This is a genomic window from Thauera sp. SWB20, assembly GCF_000831325.1.
GTDB classification, from domain to species: Bacteria; Pseudomonadota; Gammaproteobacteria; order Burkholderiales; family Rhodocyclaceae; genus Thauera; species Thauera aminoaromatica.
In genome coordinates this window covers 208,130-222,599 of the sequence record NZ_JTDM01000019.1, presented here as the reverse complement: position 1 = coordinate 222,599, position 14,470 = coordinate 208,130, and the positions used below count along the sequence as shown (strand labels likewise).

The 14,470-nt window shown below is 68.2% G+C and carries 8 protein-coding genes; 2 read left to right on the top strand and 6 right to left on the bottom strand.

All coding sequences use genetic code 11. The features are described 5' to 3' along the window. Positions 1–2 precede the first annotated feature (2 nt). The 6 genes from PO78_RS12875 to PO78_RS12850 form a co-directional block, all read right to left on the bottom strand. The gene (locus PO78_RS12875; protein ID WP_043744233.1) at positions 3–2,384 is read right to left on the bottom strand and encodes a 3-hydroxyacyl-CoA dehydrogenase/enoyl-CoA hydratase family protein; all 2,382 of its coding nucleotides are present in this window, start codon (positions 2,382–2,384) and stop codon (positions 3–5) included. Between the two features lie 155 nt (positions 2,385–2,539). Beyond that, the gene (locus PO78_RS12870; protein WP_043744230.1) at positions 2,540–3,835 is read right to left on the bottom strand and encodes an OmpP1/FadL family transporter; all 1,296 of its coding nucleotides are present in this window, start codon (positions 3,833–3,835) and stop codon (positions 2,540–2,542) included. 222 nt (positions 3,836–4,057) lie between these two features. Continuing rightward, positions 4,058–6,094 carry a 3-hydroxyacyl-CoA dehydrogenase NAD-binding domain-containing protein gene (locus PO78_RS12865; protein ID WP_043744228.1) on the bottom strand — a complete coding sequence of 679 codons (2,037 nt, stop codon included), beginning with the start codon at positions 6,092–6,094 and terminating at the stop codon, positions 4,058–4,060. Next, entirely contained in the window at positions 6,094–7,443 is a 1,350-nt protein-coding gene (locus PO78_RS12860; RefSeq protein ID WP_082047758.1) for an acetyl-CoA C-acetyltransferase, read from the bottom strand. Before PO78_RS12860 ends, PO78_RS12865 begins: the two co-directional genes overlap by 1 nt. Beyond that, positions 7,440–9,926, bottom strand: a complete 2,487-nt coding sequence (locus PO78_RS12855; protein ID WP_043744225.1) for an acyl-CoA dehydrogenase — start codon at positions 9,924–9,926, stop codon at positions 7,440–7,442. The genes PO78_RS12860 and PO78_RS12855 overlap by 4 nt, the downstream gene beginning before the upstream one ends. Before the next feature lie 52 nt (positions 9,927–9,978). Further along, on the bottom strand, positions 9,979–10,644 hold the full coding sequence (locus PO78_RS12850) for a TetR/AcrR family transcriptional regulator (RefSeq protein ID WP_043744221.1): 666 nt from the start codon (positions 10,642–10,644) through the stop codon (positions 9,979–9,981). Positions 10,645–10,795: 151 nt separating this feature from the next. Between PO78_RS12850 and PO78_RS12845 the strand changes: the two genes are divergently transcribed. Next, complete coding sequence (locus PO78_RS12845) at positions 10,796–12,670, top strand: ABCB family ABC transporter ATP-binding protein/permease (protein ID WP_043744218.1); 1,875 nt, start codon at positions 10,796–10,798, stop codon at positions 12,668–12,670. A gap of 31 nt (positions 12,671–12,701) precedes the next feature. Beyond that, complete coding sequence (locus tag PO78_RS12840; protein ID WP_043744216.1) at positions 12,702–14,453, top strand: cation:proton antiporter domain-containing protein; 1,752 nt, start codon at positions 12,702–12,704, stop codon at positions 14,451–14,453. Positions 14,454–14,470: the final 17 nt, after the last annotated feature.

The following is a 14,470-nucleotide window of genomic DNA, read 5'->3' as shown; positions in this document are numbered from 1 at the left end:
CCTCAGTTGCGCAGCGGCTTGCCGGTCTGCAGCATGTGCGCGATGCGCTGCTGGGTGGGCTCGGTCTTGAGCAGCTCGACGAACTGCGCGCGCTCGACGTCGAGGATCCACTGCTCGCTCACGCGCCGGTTGGTGTCGACCTCGCCGCCGCACAGCGCGGTGGCCGCGGCCTTGGCGACGCGGTAATCGTGGGCGGAGATGAAGCCGCCCTCGGCCATGTTCACCAGCATCATTTCGCAGGTGGCGATGCCGTTGCGCCCGGCCACGGTGACCGCCGGGTTCGGCAGCGCCGGGCGCCAGGCCGACTCGGCCATGGCGCGCGCGCGGCGGATCGCAGCAAAAAGGATCTCGTGCGCGTTGAACAGCACATCGTCGCCCGCCCGACCGAAGCCGAGCTGCACGGCCTCGAGCGCGCTCTTGGCCACGGTCGCCATGGCGATGGTCTGGAAGGCGTTCTGGATGTAGGGGAACACGTCGCCGCCCGCAGCGCGCTGCGCCAACGCATGCGCCTGCAGCGCGAACTCCTTGCAGCCGCCACCGGCCGGGATCAGGCCGACGCCCGCCTCGACCAGGCCGACATAGCTCTCGAGCGCGAACACCCGGTGCGCGGCGTGCATGACGAACTCGCAGCCGCCGCCCAGCGCCATGCCCTGCACCGCGGCCACCACCGGCACCTGTGCGTGCTTGATCGCCATCGAGGTGCGCTGGAACTTGGCCACCATGGCCTCGAGCAGGTCGAACTGCCCGGCACGGCAGGCCTCGCCCACCTGCTGCAGGTTGGCACCCACCGCGAACGGCGCCGGCTGCCAGATCACCAGGCCATCGAGCTCGCGTTCGGCGCGTGCGATCGCCTCGAGCAGGCCGTCCATGACCTCGTCGCCCACGGCGTGCATCTTGGAGGTGATCGACACGATGCCGATGCGCGCATCCTGATCGGCGCGCCGCCAAAGGCGCACGCCGGCGTTTTCCCACAGGGTCTCGCCGCGGTCGTCCGGCGCCTCGCCGAGCACGCGGTCGGGGTAGAGCTGGCGCTGGTACACCGGCAGCGCGGAGCGCGCCTTCAGGGTGTCCTCGGCCGCGCTGTAGGAGCCGGCCGGCGCATGCACACCCTCGCGCTCGAACACCCAGGCCGGCAGCGGCACCGCGGACATGGCGCGGCCATGCGCGATGTCGTCGCGGATCATTTCGGCGACTGCCCTCCAGCCCGCAGCCTGCCAGGTCTCGAACGGCCCCTGCGCCCAGCCGAAGCCCCAGCGCATCGCGAGGTCGATGTCGCGCGCGCTGTCTGCGATGTCGCCCAGATGCACCGCGCAGTAGTGGAACACGTCGCGAAAGATCGACCACAGGAACTGCGCCTGCGGATGAGGGTGCGCGGCGAGCTGGGCGAACTTCTCCGCCGGGTTCTTGAGCTTGAGGATCTCGGCCACCTCGGGGAGCACCTCGCCGCCGCTCTCGCGGTAGTCCTGCAGATGCAGGTCCAGCACCTGGATCTGCCTGCCCTGCTTGCGGTAGATGCCGCATTTGGTCTTCTGGCCGAGCGCGCCCTTGGCGATCAGCGCCTGCAGCCACTCGGGCGTCCTGAAGTGCGCGCACCAGGGGTCGTCGGGCAGCGTCGCCTGCATGGTGCCGAGCACATGCACCAGGGTGTCGAGGCCAACCACGTCGGCGGTGCGGAAGGTGGCGCTCTTCGGACGGCCGATGCGCGGGCCGGTGAGCAGGTCCACCTCGTCGAAGGCCAGCCCGAGGCGGGCGGTGTGGTGCAGCACGGCGAGGATGGAGAACACGCCGACGCGGTTGGCGACGAAGTTGGGCGTGTCCTTGGCACGCACGATGCTCTTGCCCAGGTGCGTGGTCAGCCAGGCCTCGAGGCCGTCAAGCAGCGCCGCGTCGGTGGCGGCAATGGGGATCAGCTCCACCAGCGGCATGTAGCGCGGCGGGTTGAAGAAGTGGATGCCGCAGAACTGGCTGCGGCGATCGGCCGGCATGCCCGTGGCGAGCGCCTCGATCGACAGTCCGGAGGTGTTGGAGGCGAAGATCGCCCCCGCCTTCAGGTGCGGCGCGACCTTGGCGTAGAGGTCGAGCTTCCACTCCATCTTCTCGGCGATCGCCTCGATGACGAGGTCGCACTCGCCCAGGCGGGCGAGGTCGCTGCCGTAGTTGGCGGCCTCGACGTACTGCGCGCGGTCCTTGGCGGCGAAGGGCGCGGGGTCGAGCTTCTTCATGCCGGCGAGCGCCTTGTCGACGACGCCGTTGGCCGGGCCTTCCTTGGCCGGCAGGTCGAACAGGATCACCGGCACGTCGGCGTTGGCGCAATGGGCGGCGATCTGCGCCCCCATGACACCGGCGCCGAGCACGGCGACTTTACGGATGATGAGACGGCTCATGCGGTTCTCCGGATGGCGGGAAAATGCTGAACTCAAGCATTGGTTTTGGGAGATGCGCGTCCCGTGCGCGCATGGCTCTCACGTTACGCCCGGCGATCGGCAGCAATCAAAACGGCCCGCACCGCCAGGAGCGCGGGCCACGGATGAAGCGTCGTTCAGAACGACATCGAGTACTGTGCGCCAAGGATCCAGACGCTGGAATCGTATTCGCCCTTGACGAGGCCCTTGCTCAGATCAGCCGCGTTGCCGTTGTTGATCTTCGTGTCGTCCACGTACAGGTAGGACACGCCCATGTCGAGCGCGGAAGCCTTGCTCGGCTTCCACTGCCCACCGAACGAAAACCAGATGCGGTCGTTGTCGGGCAGCGAGGTCAGGCGCTTCTCGGCGTTCTTGACCGGCGTCTCGTCGAAGGCCACGCCGAACTTCAGCTTCCATGCGTCGTTGAGCTGGTAGTTGGCGCCGAGCGCGACGCGCCAGGTGTCCTGGAAGTCGGTATCCAGGGTCTGAGCCAGGGCTCCGGAACTGCGCATGATGTCGACCTTGTCGACGCTGCTCCAGCCAGTCCAGGAGATATCACCAAGCAGCTCCCACTTCGGGTCAAGCTCGTGGGCGACACTGAAAATAAACGTATCAGGCAGTTCCACTGTGGCATTCGCACCAGACGAGCCCACAGTGTTGAACACCGGATTCGGCCCCGTCACCGACAGGCTTCCCTCAAGTTCGTGCTTGATCTTCGAGCGATAGGAGACGCCGACCTTGGTCGCATCGGAAACAGTGAAGAGTGCCCCGACGTTCCAGCCCCAGGAGTCATCATCCGCATCAAGCGTGGCGAACGACTGGCTCAAAGGACGGGGAATAGGCACCCCACCTGCACCCGCCGGGAGATCCACGATACCTGCCCGGCGCACGTACTCCGCCTCCATGCGCTGCCAGTTCAGACCAAAGCCGAACGAGACCTTCTCATTCACGCGCCACGCAATCGACGGGTTGATGTTGATCGTCTTGATATCGAACTTGATCGAGTGTGCCGAGCCGATCCAGTCACGGTTGTACTCCGTCACGAGGCCAAACGGGGCGCCCATGCCGACACCGACGTAGAGATCCTTGTTCAGCGCCCACGACAGGTAAGCATTCGGCAGCGCCGCCCAGTCTCCTGCGTCCTGAGCGTTGCCGGAGAGCACGCCCGCGCTCGACCCCTGATCCGTAAACTTGAAACTCGGCCGCACCAACGACAGCCCCGCGGACACCTCGCGCGCCTGCAACTGCGTCATGCCGGCCGGGTTGAAGAAGATCGTGCTGGCGTTCTCGGCCACCGCGGCCGAGCCGGCGTAGGCGTTGCCGATGCCGCTGGCGTTCTGTTCCAGCAACTGGAAGCCGGCCGCCGAGGCGGTGCCGCTGGCAAGGGCCAGCATTGCTGCAGGCAGCACACGGGCGATCAGGGTTTTCTGCATTTCGGGTCTCCTCACTTCGATCAAAAAATGCCCCGGGTTTCTCCCGGTGGCGTGCCTGGCACCTGGTATCGGAATCTGCACCCCGGCGCCCTGGGGGGGTGCGACTGATTGCTGCAAACCATCCTGCATGCCCGGCTGCGGTCGCCATCTCTCGCAGCAAGGTGGCCGTACATGCGAGTCACCTATGATGTCCGCACCATCCGCCACCTCGCTGAGGGGTTTCTAGTCGGGTTTTCCCTTGCTTTCACAATAGTTCAACGGACCGCCCGTATGCGGCGCGAAGCCGGTGCCGAAGATCACGCCGGCATCGGCCAGATCGGCATCGGCAACCACGCCCTGCTCGACGCAACGCCGGGTCGCGGCCAGAAGGGGCGCGAGCACACGCTCGGCCAGGCCGGCGGGGATGGGCGGCGGCGCCTCCGACGCGGGCTTGCCCCGCAGCCTGCTCAGAAGTCCGCCGAGCAGCCCCTTCGCCGCGTCTTTGCCTGTTCCCTTCACCACCTTGCCATCCACCCAGCGGTAGTACCCCTCGCCGCTCTTGCGTCCGAGCTTGCCTTCGCCGACCAGCTTCAGCAGCCGCGCGGGCGGCTCGGCGCCCTCGCCCGCGAGCGCCTTGCCCGCGGCCACGGCGATGTCCAGGCCCACGGTATCGACCAGTTCCACCGGTCCCATCGGCATGCCGAATTCGACCAGCGCAGCATCCACCGTCTCGGGCGCGACGCCTTCCTCGACGCAGCGCAGGGCCTCGAGCATGTAGGGGCCGAGCACGGCATTGACCAGAAAGCCGGGCGCGCTCTTCACCGGCAGCGGCAGCTTGTCGATGCGGCGCACGAAGCCGGTGGCGCGGCGCAGCACCTCGGCGTCGGTAGCCTCGCCCTGCACCACCTCGACCAGCGGCAGCATCGGCACCGGGTTGAAGAAGTGGATGCCGACCAGGCGCGAGGGGTTCTTCAGCGCGGTGGCGATGTCTTCCAGGCGCAGGCTGGAGGTGTTGGTGGCGAGCACCGCATCCGGCTTCGCGCGTGCCTCGAGGTCGGCGAACAGCGCGCGCTTCGCGTCCAGGTTCTCGAAGATCGCTTCGATGATCACGTCGGCGCGCGCGGCGCCCTCGCCCTTGGGGTCGGGGATCAGGCGGTCGAGGGTGAAGCGCACCTGCTTCGCATCGCCCTTGTGGCGGCGGTCGAAGAGCTTGGCGGCGCGGGCGATGGCGGGGGCGATGCGCTCGACCGACTGGTCCTGCAGCGTCACCGTCATGCCGCGCAGCGCGCACACCGCGGCGATGTCGCCGCCCATCACGCCGGCGCCCACCACATGCACATGACGCGGCGCGAAGTCGCTGTCCTTGCCGAAGGCCTTCAGGCGCTCCTGCAGGTGGAAGACGCGCACCAGGTTGCGCGCGGTGGGCGAGGTGAAGATGGCGTCGAGCGAGGACGGGTCGCTGGCTGGCACGTCGAGCGCGTTACCGCCGTACTTTTCCCAGATATCGACGATGGCGAAGGGCGCCGGATAGTTGGCACGGCTGACCTTGCGTGCGGCCTGGGCGCGCGCCTTGTCGGCGACCATCTTGCGCAGCGGGCCGTTCATGGCCCAGCGCGTGGCACGCTCCTGCACTGGCAGTTTTCGGGCGGGCTTGCCGCCGAGCGCCACGATGCGCGCGGCCGACTCCATCACCCGCGCCGGCACGCAGTCGTCGGCCAGGCCGAGGCGCTTTGCCTTCTTCGCATCGACGCTCTTGCCGGTCAGCATCAGATCGAGCGCCGCGGCCGGGCCGATCAGCGCGGGCAGGCGCAGCATGCCGCCCCAGCCGGGCACGATGCCGAGCATGACCTCGGGGAGCGCGAGCTTGGTGCCCGGCTCGTCGACCACGATGCGGTAGCGGCAGGCGAGCGCGAGCTCCAGGCCGCCGCCCATGCAGTGGCCGCGGATCAGCGCCAGCGTCGGGTAGGACAGCGCGGCGAGGCGCTTGAACAGCAGCCAGCCACGCTCGACCAGCATGCGCGCGGCGAGCACCGAATCCAGCCGCGAGAACTCCTCGATGTCGGCGCCGGCGATGAAGCCGGCCGGCTTGGCCGAGGCGATCACCAGCGCCTTGGGCGGCGCGGCGTCGAGCGCGTCGAGCACGCGGGCGAATTCGCTCATCACCTCGGACGACAGCACGTTCGCGCTCGCGTCCGCCTTGTCCAGCTCCAGCCAGGCCAGGCCGGTGTCTTCACGGCGCAGGCGCCAGTGCTTCCAGTCTTGTTGCATGTTCGCGCTCATCACACCGTCTCCACCAGCATCGCCCCGCCTTGCCCGCCACCGATGCAGATGGTCGCCAGGCCGCGCCCGCCGCCCTTGCGGCGCAGCACCTCGAGCAGATGCAGCACGATGCGCGCACCGCTCGCGCCAACCGGGTGGCCGAGCGCGACCGCGCCGCCATCCACGTTGAGCCGTGACGCCTCGGGAGCACCCGGCGCATCGACGCCGAAGTGCGTGCGGCAGTAGTCGTGGTCCTCGAAGGCACGCAGGCAGGCGATGACCTGCGCGGCGAAGGCCTCATTGAGCTCCCAGGCGTCGAGATCATTGGGCGCCAGGCCATGGCGCTGCAGGATCGGCATCGAGGCGTGCACCGGGCCGAGCCCCATCTGGTCGGGCGCGAGGCCCGCCCACTGGCTATCGACGATGCGCCCGAGCGGCTTCAGGCCATGGCGCGCGACCGCCTCTTCCGAGGCCAGCACCAGCCAGGCCGCGCCGTCGGTGATCTGCGAGCTGTTGCCCGGGGTGACGCGACCGTATTTCTTGTCGAAGAAGGGTTTCAGCTTGGCGAGGTTGGCCATCGAGGAGTCGCGCCGCACACCGTCATCGGCCGCATGGACCTGGCCGTCGCGGTCGATCAGCGGGACGATCTCGTCGGCGTAGTGCCCGGCGTCCTGCCCGGCGCACACGCGGCGGTGGCTCTCGACCGCGAAGGCGTCCATGTCCTCGCGCGTGATGCCGAACTTCCACGCCAGGTTCTCGGCGGTCTGCCCCATCAACTGGCCGACGATCGGGTCGGTGAGGCCCTTCATGATGCCGATCACCGGAGCGAGATGGCCGAGGCGGAAGCTCTTCAGCATCGCCAGCCGGTCGCCGGTGCTGCGTGCCGCATACCAGCCGGCGAGCCAGCGCACCATCTTTTCGGAGAACAGCAGCGGCGCATGCGAGAGCGCATCGACACCGCCGGCGAGCACGAGCTGGCTGCGGCCGCACTGCAGGTTGGCGATCGCCGAATCGATCGCCTGCATGCCCGAGGCGCAGTTGCGCATCACCGTCCAGCCCGGCACCTGGTTGCCGCAGCCCAGGCGCAGCGCCACCACGCGGCCGATGTTGACCTCGTCGGGCGAGGGGCTGGCGCAGCCGAGGATGACCTCGTCGAGCTGGTCCGTGGCAAAGGGCTGGCGCATCAGCAGCGCGCTGCCTGCGGCAGTGGCGAGGTCGGAAGCGGTGAAGGGGCCGGGCGCGTTCTTCGCCTTCAGGAAGGGCGTGCGCGCGCCATCGACGATGTAGATCGGCCTGGGCGCCGGACTCGCCGCCGTCTTCCCCGCGGGACGCGCGTGCTTGCCTTCGGAATGCCGTGCGCTCGCGTTCATGCACTCACCTGCTGCGCCGGCGAACGCTCGGGCATGGCCTGGACGGCGGCCTTGAGGTCGAGGTCGTAGGGGAAGTCATCCACGCGGATCACCTTGTTGCGCAGCGCATTGCGGCGCTCGACCAGCGCGAACTCGCGCTCGTCGATCACGCCGGCGTGCAGGGCCACGCGCCAGATCTCGTCCACATCGCCCGAGGCGAGGTTCTTCGGATCGAAGCGGCCCTGGCGGCGGGCATCCTTGAGCTTGGCCTCGACCGGCTCGGCGGCCAGCGTCGCCGCGAGCGCGGCCTCGAGCGCGCCGACCGGGTCCTCGATGTCGGTGGGAAGATGCACGTCCGCGGTCAGACGGTCGCGCGTCGGCGAGGGTTCGAGCAGCAGCGTGGCGACCTTGTGGCCGAGCTTGTCCGAGGGCACGACGTAAGGGCGACCGAGCGGGAACACCACCACGCGGCGTAGCACGAAGGCGAAGAGCTTGTTGGGGAAGTTCGCGATCACGCCCTCGAAGGCCTGCTGGATGCGGAACATGCAGTCCCAGATCGCCCAGTGCATCAGCGGCGCGTCGGCACTATGGCGGCCTTCGGACTCGTAGCGCTTGAGCGTGGCGGTGGCCAGATACATCAGCGACAGGATGTCGCCCAGGCGCGCGGAGAGCTTCTCCTTGCGCTTCAGGGCGCCGCCCATGGTGCCCATGGAAATGTCGGCGATGAAGGCGAAGGCGACCGAGAAGCGGGTGAGCTGCTGGTAGTAGCGCCGCGTCTCCGGCGCGACGTCGCCGGGGACCTTGACGAAGTGCGACCCGGTCAGGCCCATGATCAGCGCGCGCGCGGCGTTCGACACGGTGAAGCCGACGTGGCCCCACAGCGCCTTGTCGAAGGCGTTCAGGTCGCCCTGCTGCGCGGCGTGCATCTCCTTGAGCACATAGGGATGGCAGCGGATCGCGCCCTGGCCGAACAGGATCAGGCTGCGGGTGAGGATGTTGGCGCCTTCGACGGTGATGCCGACCGGGACCTGCTGGTAGGCGCGGCCGAGGAAGTTCTGCGGGCCGAGGCAGATGCCCTTGCCACCGATCACGTCCATGCCGTCGTTCACCGTCTGGCGGGCGCGCTCGGTGACGTGGTACTTGACGATGGCCGACACCACGGAGGGCTTCTCGCCGAGGTCGATCGCGCCAGCGGTCATCACGCGCGCGGCATCGGACAGATAGGTGTTGGCGCCGATGCGGGTGAGTGCTTCCTCCACGCCCTCGAAGCGGCCGATCGCGGTCTTGAACTGGTAACGCACGCGGGCATAGGCGCCAACGGCACGCGCGACCATCTTCTGCATGCCGGTGTTGGAGCCGGGCAGCGAGATGCTGCGCCCGGCGGCCAGGCACTCCATCAGCATGCGCCAGCCCTGGCCGGCCATCTTCGGCCCGCCGATGATGAACTCGAGCGGCACGAACACGTCCTTGCCGCGCACCGGGCCATTCATCCACACCGCGTTGAGCGGGAAGTGGCGGCGGCCGATGTCGACGCCGGGGTGGTCGTGCGGGATGAGCGCGCAGGTGATGCCGAGGACCTCGTCACCGCCGAGCAGCCGGTCCGGATCGTAGAGGTGGAAGGCGAGGCCGAACACGGTGCACACCGGCGCGAGGGTGATGTAGCGCTTGTCGAAATTGACGCGCATGCCGAGCACTTCCTCGCCGTTCCACTCACCCTTGCAGACCACGCCGGCGTCGGGAATGGAGGCGGCGTCGGAGCCCGCCCACGGGCTGGTGAGCGCAAAGGCCGGGATCTCCTCGCCGGAGGCCAGGCGCGGCAGGTAGTGCTGCTTCTGCTCGGGCGTGCCGTAGTGCAGCAGCAGCTCGGCCGGGCCGAGCGAGTTGGGCACCATCACGGTGACCGCGGGGGCCGAGGAGCGCGTGGACAGCTTGGTGACGACCTGGGAGTGCGCGTAGGCCGAGAAGCCCTTGCCGCCGTACTCCTTGGGAATGATCATGCCGAGGAAACCCTTGGCCTTGATGTACTGCCAGACCTCGGCGGGCATGTCGCCGTGCTGGGTGCATTCCCAGTCGCGCGTGAGGCGGCAGAGCTCGTCGGTCTCGTTGTCGAGGAAGGACTGCTCCTCGGGGGTGAGCTTGGGCCACGGGTAGGCCTGCAGCTTTTTCCAGTCGGGATCGCCGGCGAAGAGCTCGCCTTCCCACCAAACGGTGCCGGCCTCGAGCGCGTCCTTTTCGGTCTGCGACATCGTGGGCAGCGCCGCGCGGAAGGCCTTGAAGATCGGCGCGGTGACCCGGCCGCGGCGCAGCGAATCGCTCAGGAACACCCACATCGCACCGCCGAATACCAGCATCGCCAGCAGCGTCCACCCGAAGCCCCAGTTGCCCGCCCAGCCCGCAGCCAACAGCCACGCCAGCCCTGCCACCAACCAGGCAAAAAGAGGCGCTCGCCCGTAGGCGAGCGCGCCTGCCAAGGGAGGGAGGGAAACCAGCAAGATCCACAACATCGTCATCTCCTCGTACCAGCCGGGCGGCCTGCGCCGCGCCAGCTCATCGAAATCAGGCGTTCGCGCCTGGCAGCGGGGCGCGCAGCCCGCCGAGCAGGAAGCTCATCAGGCGCGGCAGCAGGCGCTGCGGGTCGTCATCGGTCGCGGACAGGCCAGCGAGTTCGTACAGGCCGCCCAGCCCCGAAATCGCGAACGCCATCGCCCCGGTCATGAAATGGAAGCGCCACAGGATCTCGGCGCGCGGCACTTCCGGCAGTGAAACGAACAGCGCACCCAGGAAACGATCCATCACCTCGGCGTATTCCTCGGCGAGAAACTGGCGTACGAAGGCATTGGGCTCGTTGTAGGTACGCGCGAGCAGGCGCATGAAGCTGCGTCCGCCGTGCTCGGTGTCGGCCGCCATGCGCAGCGCGGTGCCGAAGAAGGCCTCGACGATGCCGCTGGGCCTGAGCGGCGTACCGCCGGCTTCGCCCTCGAGCCGGTCGAGCTCGGCCAGACGTTCCTGATTCAGCGCGGTCAGCCGACGGCGGAACACCGCCTGCACCAGCGCATCCTTGCTGCCGAAGTGGTAATTGACCGCAGCGAGGTTGGCATTGGCCGCGCTGGTGATCATGCGCATCGAGGTGCCGTCGAAACCGTGTTCGACGAACAAGCCCTCGGCCGCATCGAGGATGCGGTCGCGGGTGTCCTGGGGCGCGGTCGGCGGCACTGCAGTCATCGGCGGCTTCTATTTCAAACGTTTGTTTGAATCATACCTTCGATTTATGTGCTGTCAAGCGGATTTGATTCTTCGTGTGAATCTCCCTGCGGTTTGACTCGTACCCTCGCACGCAACAGAATCGGGCGCCCCCCGCCCCAGCAGAGTCCCGATGAGACGCGCCCCCTCCGCAGCCCTGCCCTCCCCCGCAACCGGCGAGCGCCACGACTGGCAGACGCTGAAGAGCCTGTTCCCCTTCATCTGGGCCTACAAGGGCCGGGTGATCTTCGCGCTCGCCTGCCTGGTGGCGGCCAAGGGCGCCAACGTGTCGGTGCCGATCATCTTCAAGCACCTGATCGACGGCCTCACGATCACCCCCGAGCAGGCCTTCATCGTGGTGCCGGCGGCGCTGCTGCTGGCCTACGGCGTGCTGCGCTTCTCGACCTCGCTGCTCACCGAGCTGCGCGAGGTGGTGTTCGCGCGCGTGACCCAGCAGGCGGTACGCGAGATCTCGCTGCGCGTATTCCGCCACCTGCACGCGCTGTCGCTGCGTTTCCACCTCGAACGCCAGACCGGCGGGCTCACGCGCGACATCGAGCGCGGCACGCGCTCGATCGGCTCGCTGATCAGCTACACGCTGTATTCCATCCTGCCCACGCTGATCGAGATCGGCATGGTGATCGGCATCCTGCTCGCGAACTACGACGCGGTCTTCGCGCTCATCACGCTCTGCGCGCTGACGATCTACATCGTGTTCACCGTCAAGGTGACGAACTGGCGCACCGCGCTGCGGCGCGAGGCCAACGAGCTCGACTCCGCCGCCAACGCGCGCGCGATAGACAGCCTGATCAACTACGAGACCGTCAAGTACTTCAACAACGAGGAGTTCGAGGCGCGGCGCTACGACGAGCAATTGCAGAAGTGGACCAAGGCGCAGGTGACCAACCAGTACTCGCTGTCGGCGCTCAACGTCGGCCAGGCGGCGATCATCGCGGTCGCGGTGACGGCGATGATGTGGCAGGCAGCGGGCCGGGTGGCGAGCGGCGAGATGACGATCGGCGACATCGTGCTGGTCAACGCCTTCATGATCCAGCTCTACATCCCGCTCAACTTTCTCGGCGTGCTGTACCGCGAGATCCGCCAGTCGCTCACCGACATCGAGCGCATGTTCGGCCTCATGCACACCCACCGCGAGATCGCCGACGCGCCCGACGCCCATACGCTGCCCACCGGCCCGGCGAGCGTGCGCTTCGAGAACGTGAGCTTCGCCTACGACGCCAAGCGCCCGATCCTCTTCGACGTGGACTTCGACATCCCCGCCGGCAGCACGATGGCGGTGGTCGGCCACTCCGGCTCGGGCAAGTCCACGCTCGCCCGCCTGCTGTACCGCTTCTACGACGTGCAGGGCGGCGCGATCCGCATCGACGGCCACGACCTGCGCAGCCTCACCCAGGACAGCCTGCGCGCGGCGATCGGCATCGTCCCCCAGGACACGGTGCTGTTCAACGACACGCTGTACTACAACATCCACTACGGCCGCCCCGGCGCCAGCCGCGAGGAGGTCGAAGCCGCTGCGCGCGCCGCACAGCTGGAGGACTTCATCCGCCAGCTGCCCGAGGGCTACGAGACCCGGGTCGGCGAGCGCGGCCTGAAGCTCTCCGGCGGCGAGAAGCAGCGCGTGGCGATCGCACGCGCGCTATTGAAAAATCCGGCGATCCTGATTTTCGACGAAGCCACCTCGGCGCTCGACTCCCGGACTGAAAAGGCCATCCAGGCGCAGATCGAGTTGGCCGCAGAGGGGCGTACCGCGCTGGTAATCGCGCACCGGCTGTCGACGATCATGAACGCCGACGAGATCATCGTGCTGGACAAGGGCCGCATCGTCGAGCGCGGCCGCCACGCTCCGCTGCTGGCGCAGGGTGGCGCCTATGCGCAGATGTGGCTGCTGCAGCAGCAAGAAGAGGAAGCCGGCAGTACGCCGACCGACCGCGACGACGAGCACCCGGAAGGCGAGTCTTTCGCCGCGCCTGCGGGTGGCGTGGCGTAGACTGATCGGATAGTCCTCGCACAAGGCCCGCATGGAAGCCCACGAAAGCTTTCCCTTCCTCAAGGAAATCATCCTCTTCCTCGCGCTGAGCGGTGTGCTGATGCCGCTGCTGTCGCGCCTGAAGATCAACCCCGTGCTCGGCTTCCTGTCGGTCGGGGTGCTGCTCGGCCCCTACGGCCTCGCCTCGCTCGCAAAGGCCTGGCCGCCGCTGTCGTGGCTCACCTTCGCGCGCCCCGACCAGGTGGAGTTCCTCGCCGAGCTCGGAGTCATCTTCCTGATGTTCATGATCGGCCTGGAGATGTCGGTCGAGCGCCTGTGGTCGATGCGCCGGCTGGTATTCGGGCTCGGCGGCCTGCAGGTCGCGCTCTCGGCAGCGGCGGTCGGGGGGCTCGCGCTGTGGTTCGGCAACGGCATCGAGGCCGCGGTCATACTCGGCGTGGTGCTGGCCTTCTCGTCCACCGCGATCGTCATGCAGTTGCTGATCCAGCGCCACGAACTCGGCACGCCGCTCGGCCAGGCCTCGTTCGCGATCCTGCTGTTCCAGGACCTCGCGGTGGTGCCGCTGCTGGTGCTGATCAGCATCCTCGGTGCCGCCTCGGGCGAGGGCAGCTTCGCGAGCCTGCTCGGCCTCGCGATGCTCAAGGGCGTGCTCACCGTGGTGGGCATCTACCTCGTCGGTCGCCGCGTGGTCCGTCCGCTCTTCCACCAGATCGCAGTCGACAAGCAACCCGACACCTTCACCGCGCTCACCCTGCTGACCACCTTGGGCGTGGCGGCGCTGACCTGGGTGGCCGGCCTGTCGATGGCGCTCGGCGCCCTGCTCGCCGGGCTGATCATTGCCGAGACCGAGTTCCGCCACGAGGTGGAGATCACCATCGAGCCCTTCAAGGGCCTGCTGATGGGCCTGTTCTTCATGTCGGTGGGCATGGGCATCGACCTGCGCGCGCTGCTCGCCGAGCCCTTGTGGATTCCGCTCTCGGTGGTCGGTCTGCTGGCCATGAAGGCGCTCATCGTGTTCGTGCTGCTGCGCGTTTTCGGCCTGTCCTGGGGGCGCTCCGCCGAGGGCGGCCTGCTGCTCGGCCAGGGCGGCGAGTTCGCCTTCATCGTGATCGGCATGGCGCTCACGCTGGGCCTGCTCGAGCGCGATGTGGGCCAGTTCATGCTGATCGTGGTCGGCGTGTCGATGCTCGCCGCGCCGGTGATCGCGCGCCTCGGGCAGAGCCTGGGCGACCGCATCGACCGCCGCATCGCGCCGCCTGCCGAGGCGGACGACGCCGAGCTCGGCGAGCTCGGCGGGCATGTGATCATCGCCGGCTACGGCCGCGTCGGCCAGCTGGTCGGGCAGATGCTGGAAGAGCAGGGCGTGGGCTACGTCGCCATCGAGAACAATGCCCAGCTCATCGCCCACCAGCGCAAGGCGGGGGTGCCGCTGGTGTTCGGCGACGCCAGCCGCCCGGAGCTGCTGCGCAAGCTGCGCCTCGACCAGGCGCGCGCGGTGGTGCTGACCATGGACCACACCGCCGCCGCGATCCACGCGGTGCACGGCATCCGCCGCATGGTGCCGATGATGCGGATCATCGCCCGCGCGCGCGACGAGAAGCATGCCCTGCTGCTGCGCGAGGCCGGCGCCTCGGTGGTGGTGCCCGAAACCCTCGAGTCCAGCCTCAAGCTCACCGGCTGGGTGCTGGAGACCCTCGGCATACCCCCCGATGCCGCGCTACGCCTGGTCGAGCTGGAACGCGAGCGGCGCATCGTCGCGCTGCGCGACACCGGCAACGCCTGACCGCCCCCTGACGAATC

Coding starts and splice junctions, on each gene's coding strand:
- PO78_RS12875 (WP_043744233.1), bottom strand. CDS start 2,384: ATGAGCCGTCTCATCATCCGTAAAGTCGCCGTGCTCGGCGCCGGTGTC.
- PO78_RS12870 (WP_043744230.1), bottom strand. CDS start 3,835: ATGCAGAAAACCCTGATCGCCCGTGTGCTGCCTGCAGCAATGCTGGCC.
- PO78_RS12865 (WP_043744228.1), bottom strand. CDS start 6,094: ATGAGCGCGAACATGCAACAAGACTGGAAGCACTGGCGCCTGCGCCGT.
- PO78_RS12860 (WP_082047758.1), bottom strand. CDS start 7,443: ATGAACGCGAGCGCACGGCATTCCGAAGGCAAGCACGCGCGTCCCGCG.
- PO78_RS12855 (WP_043744225.1), bottom strand. CDS start 9,926: ATGTTGTGGATCTTGCTGGTTTCCCTCCCTCCCTTGGCAGGCGCGCTC.
- PO78_RS12850 (WP_043744221.1), bottom strand. CDS start 10,644: ATGACTGCAGTGCCGCCGACCGCGCCCCAGGACACCCGCGACCGCATC.
- PO78_RS12845 (WP_043744218.1), top strand. CDS start 10,796: ATGAGACGCGCCCCCTCCGCAGCCCTGCCCTCCCCCGCAACCGGCGAG.
- PO78_RS12840 (WP_043744216.1), top strand. CDS start 12,702: ATGGAAGCCCACGAAAGCTTTCCCTTCCTCAAGGAAATCATCCTCTTC.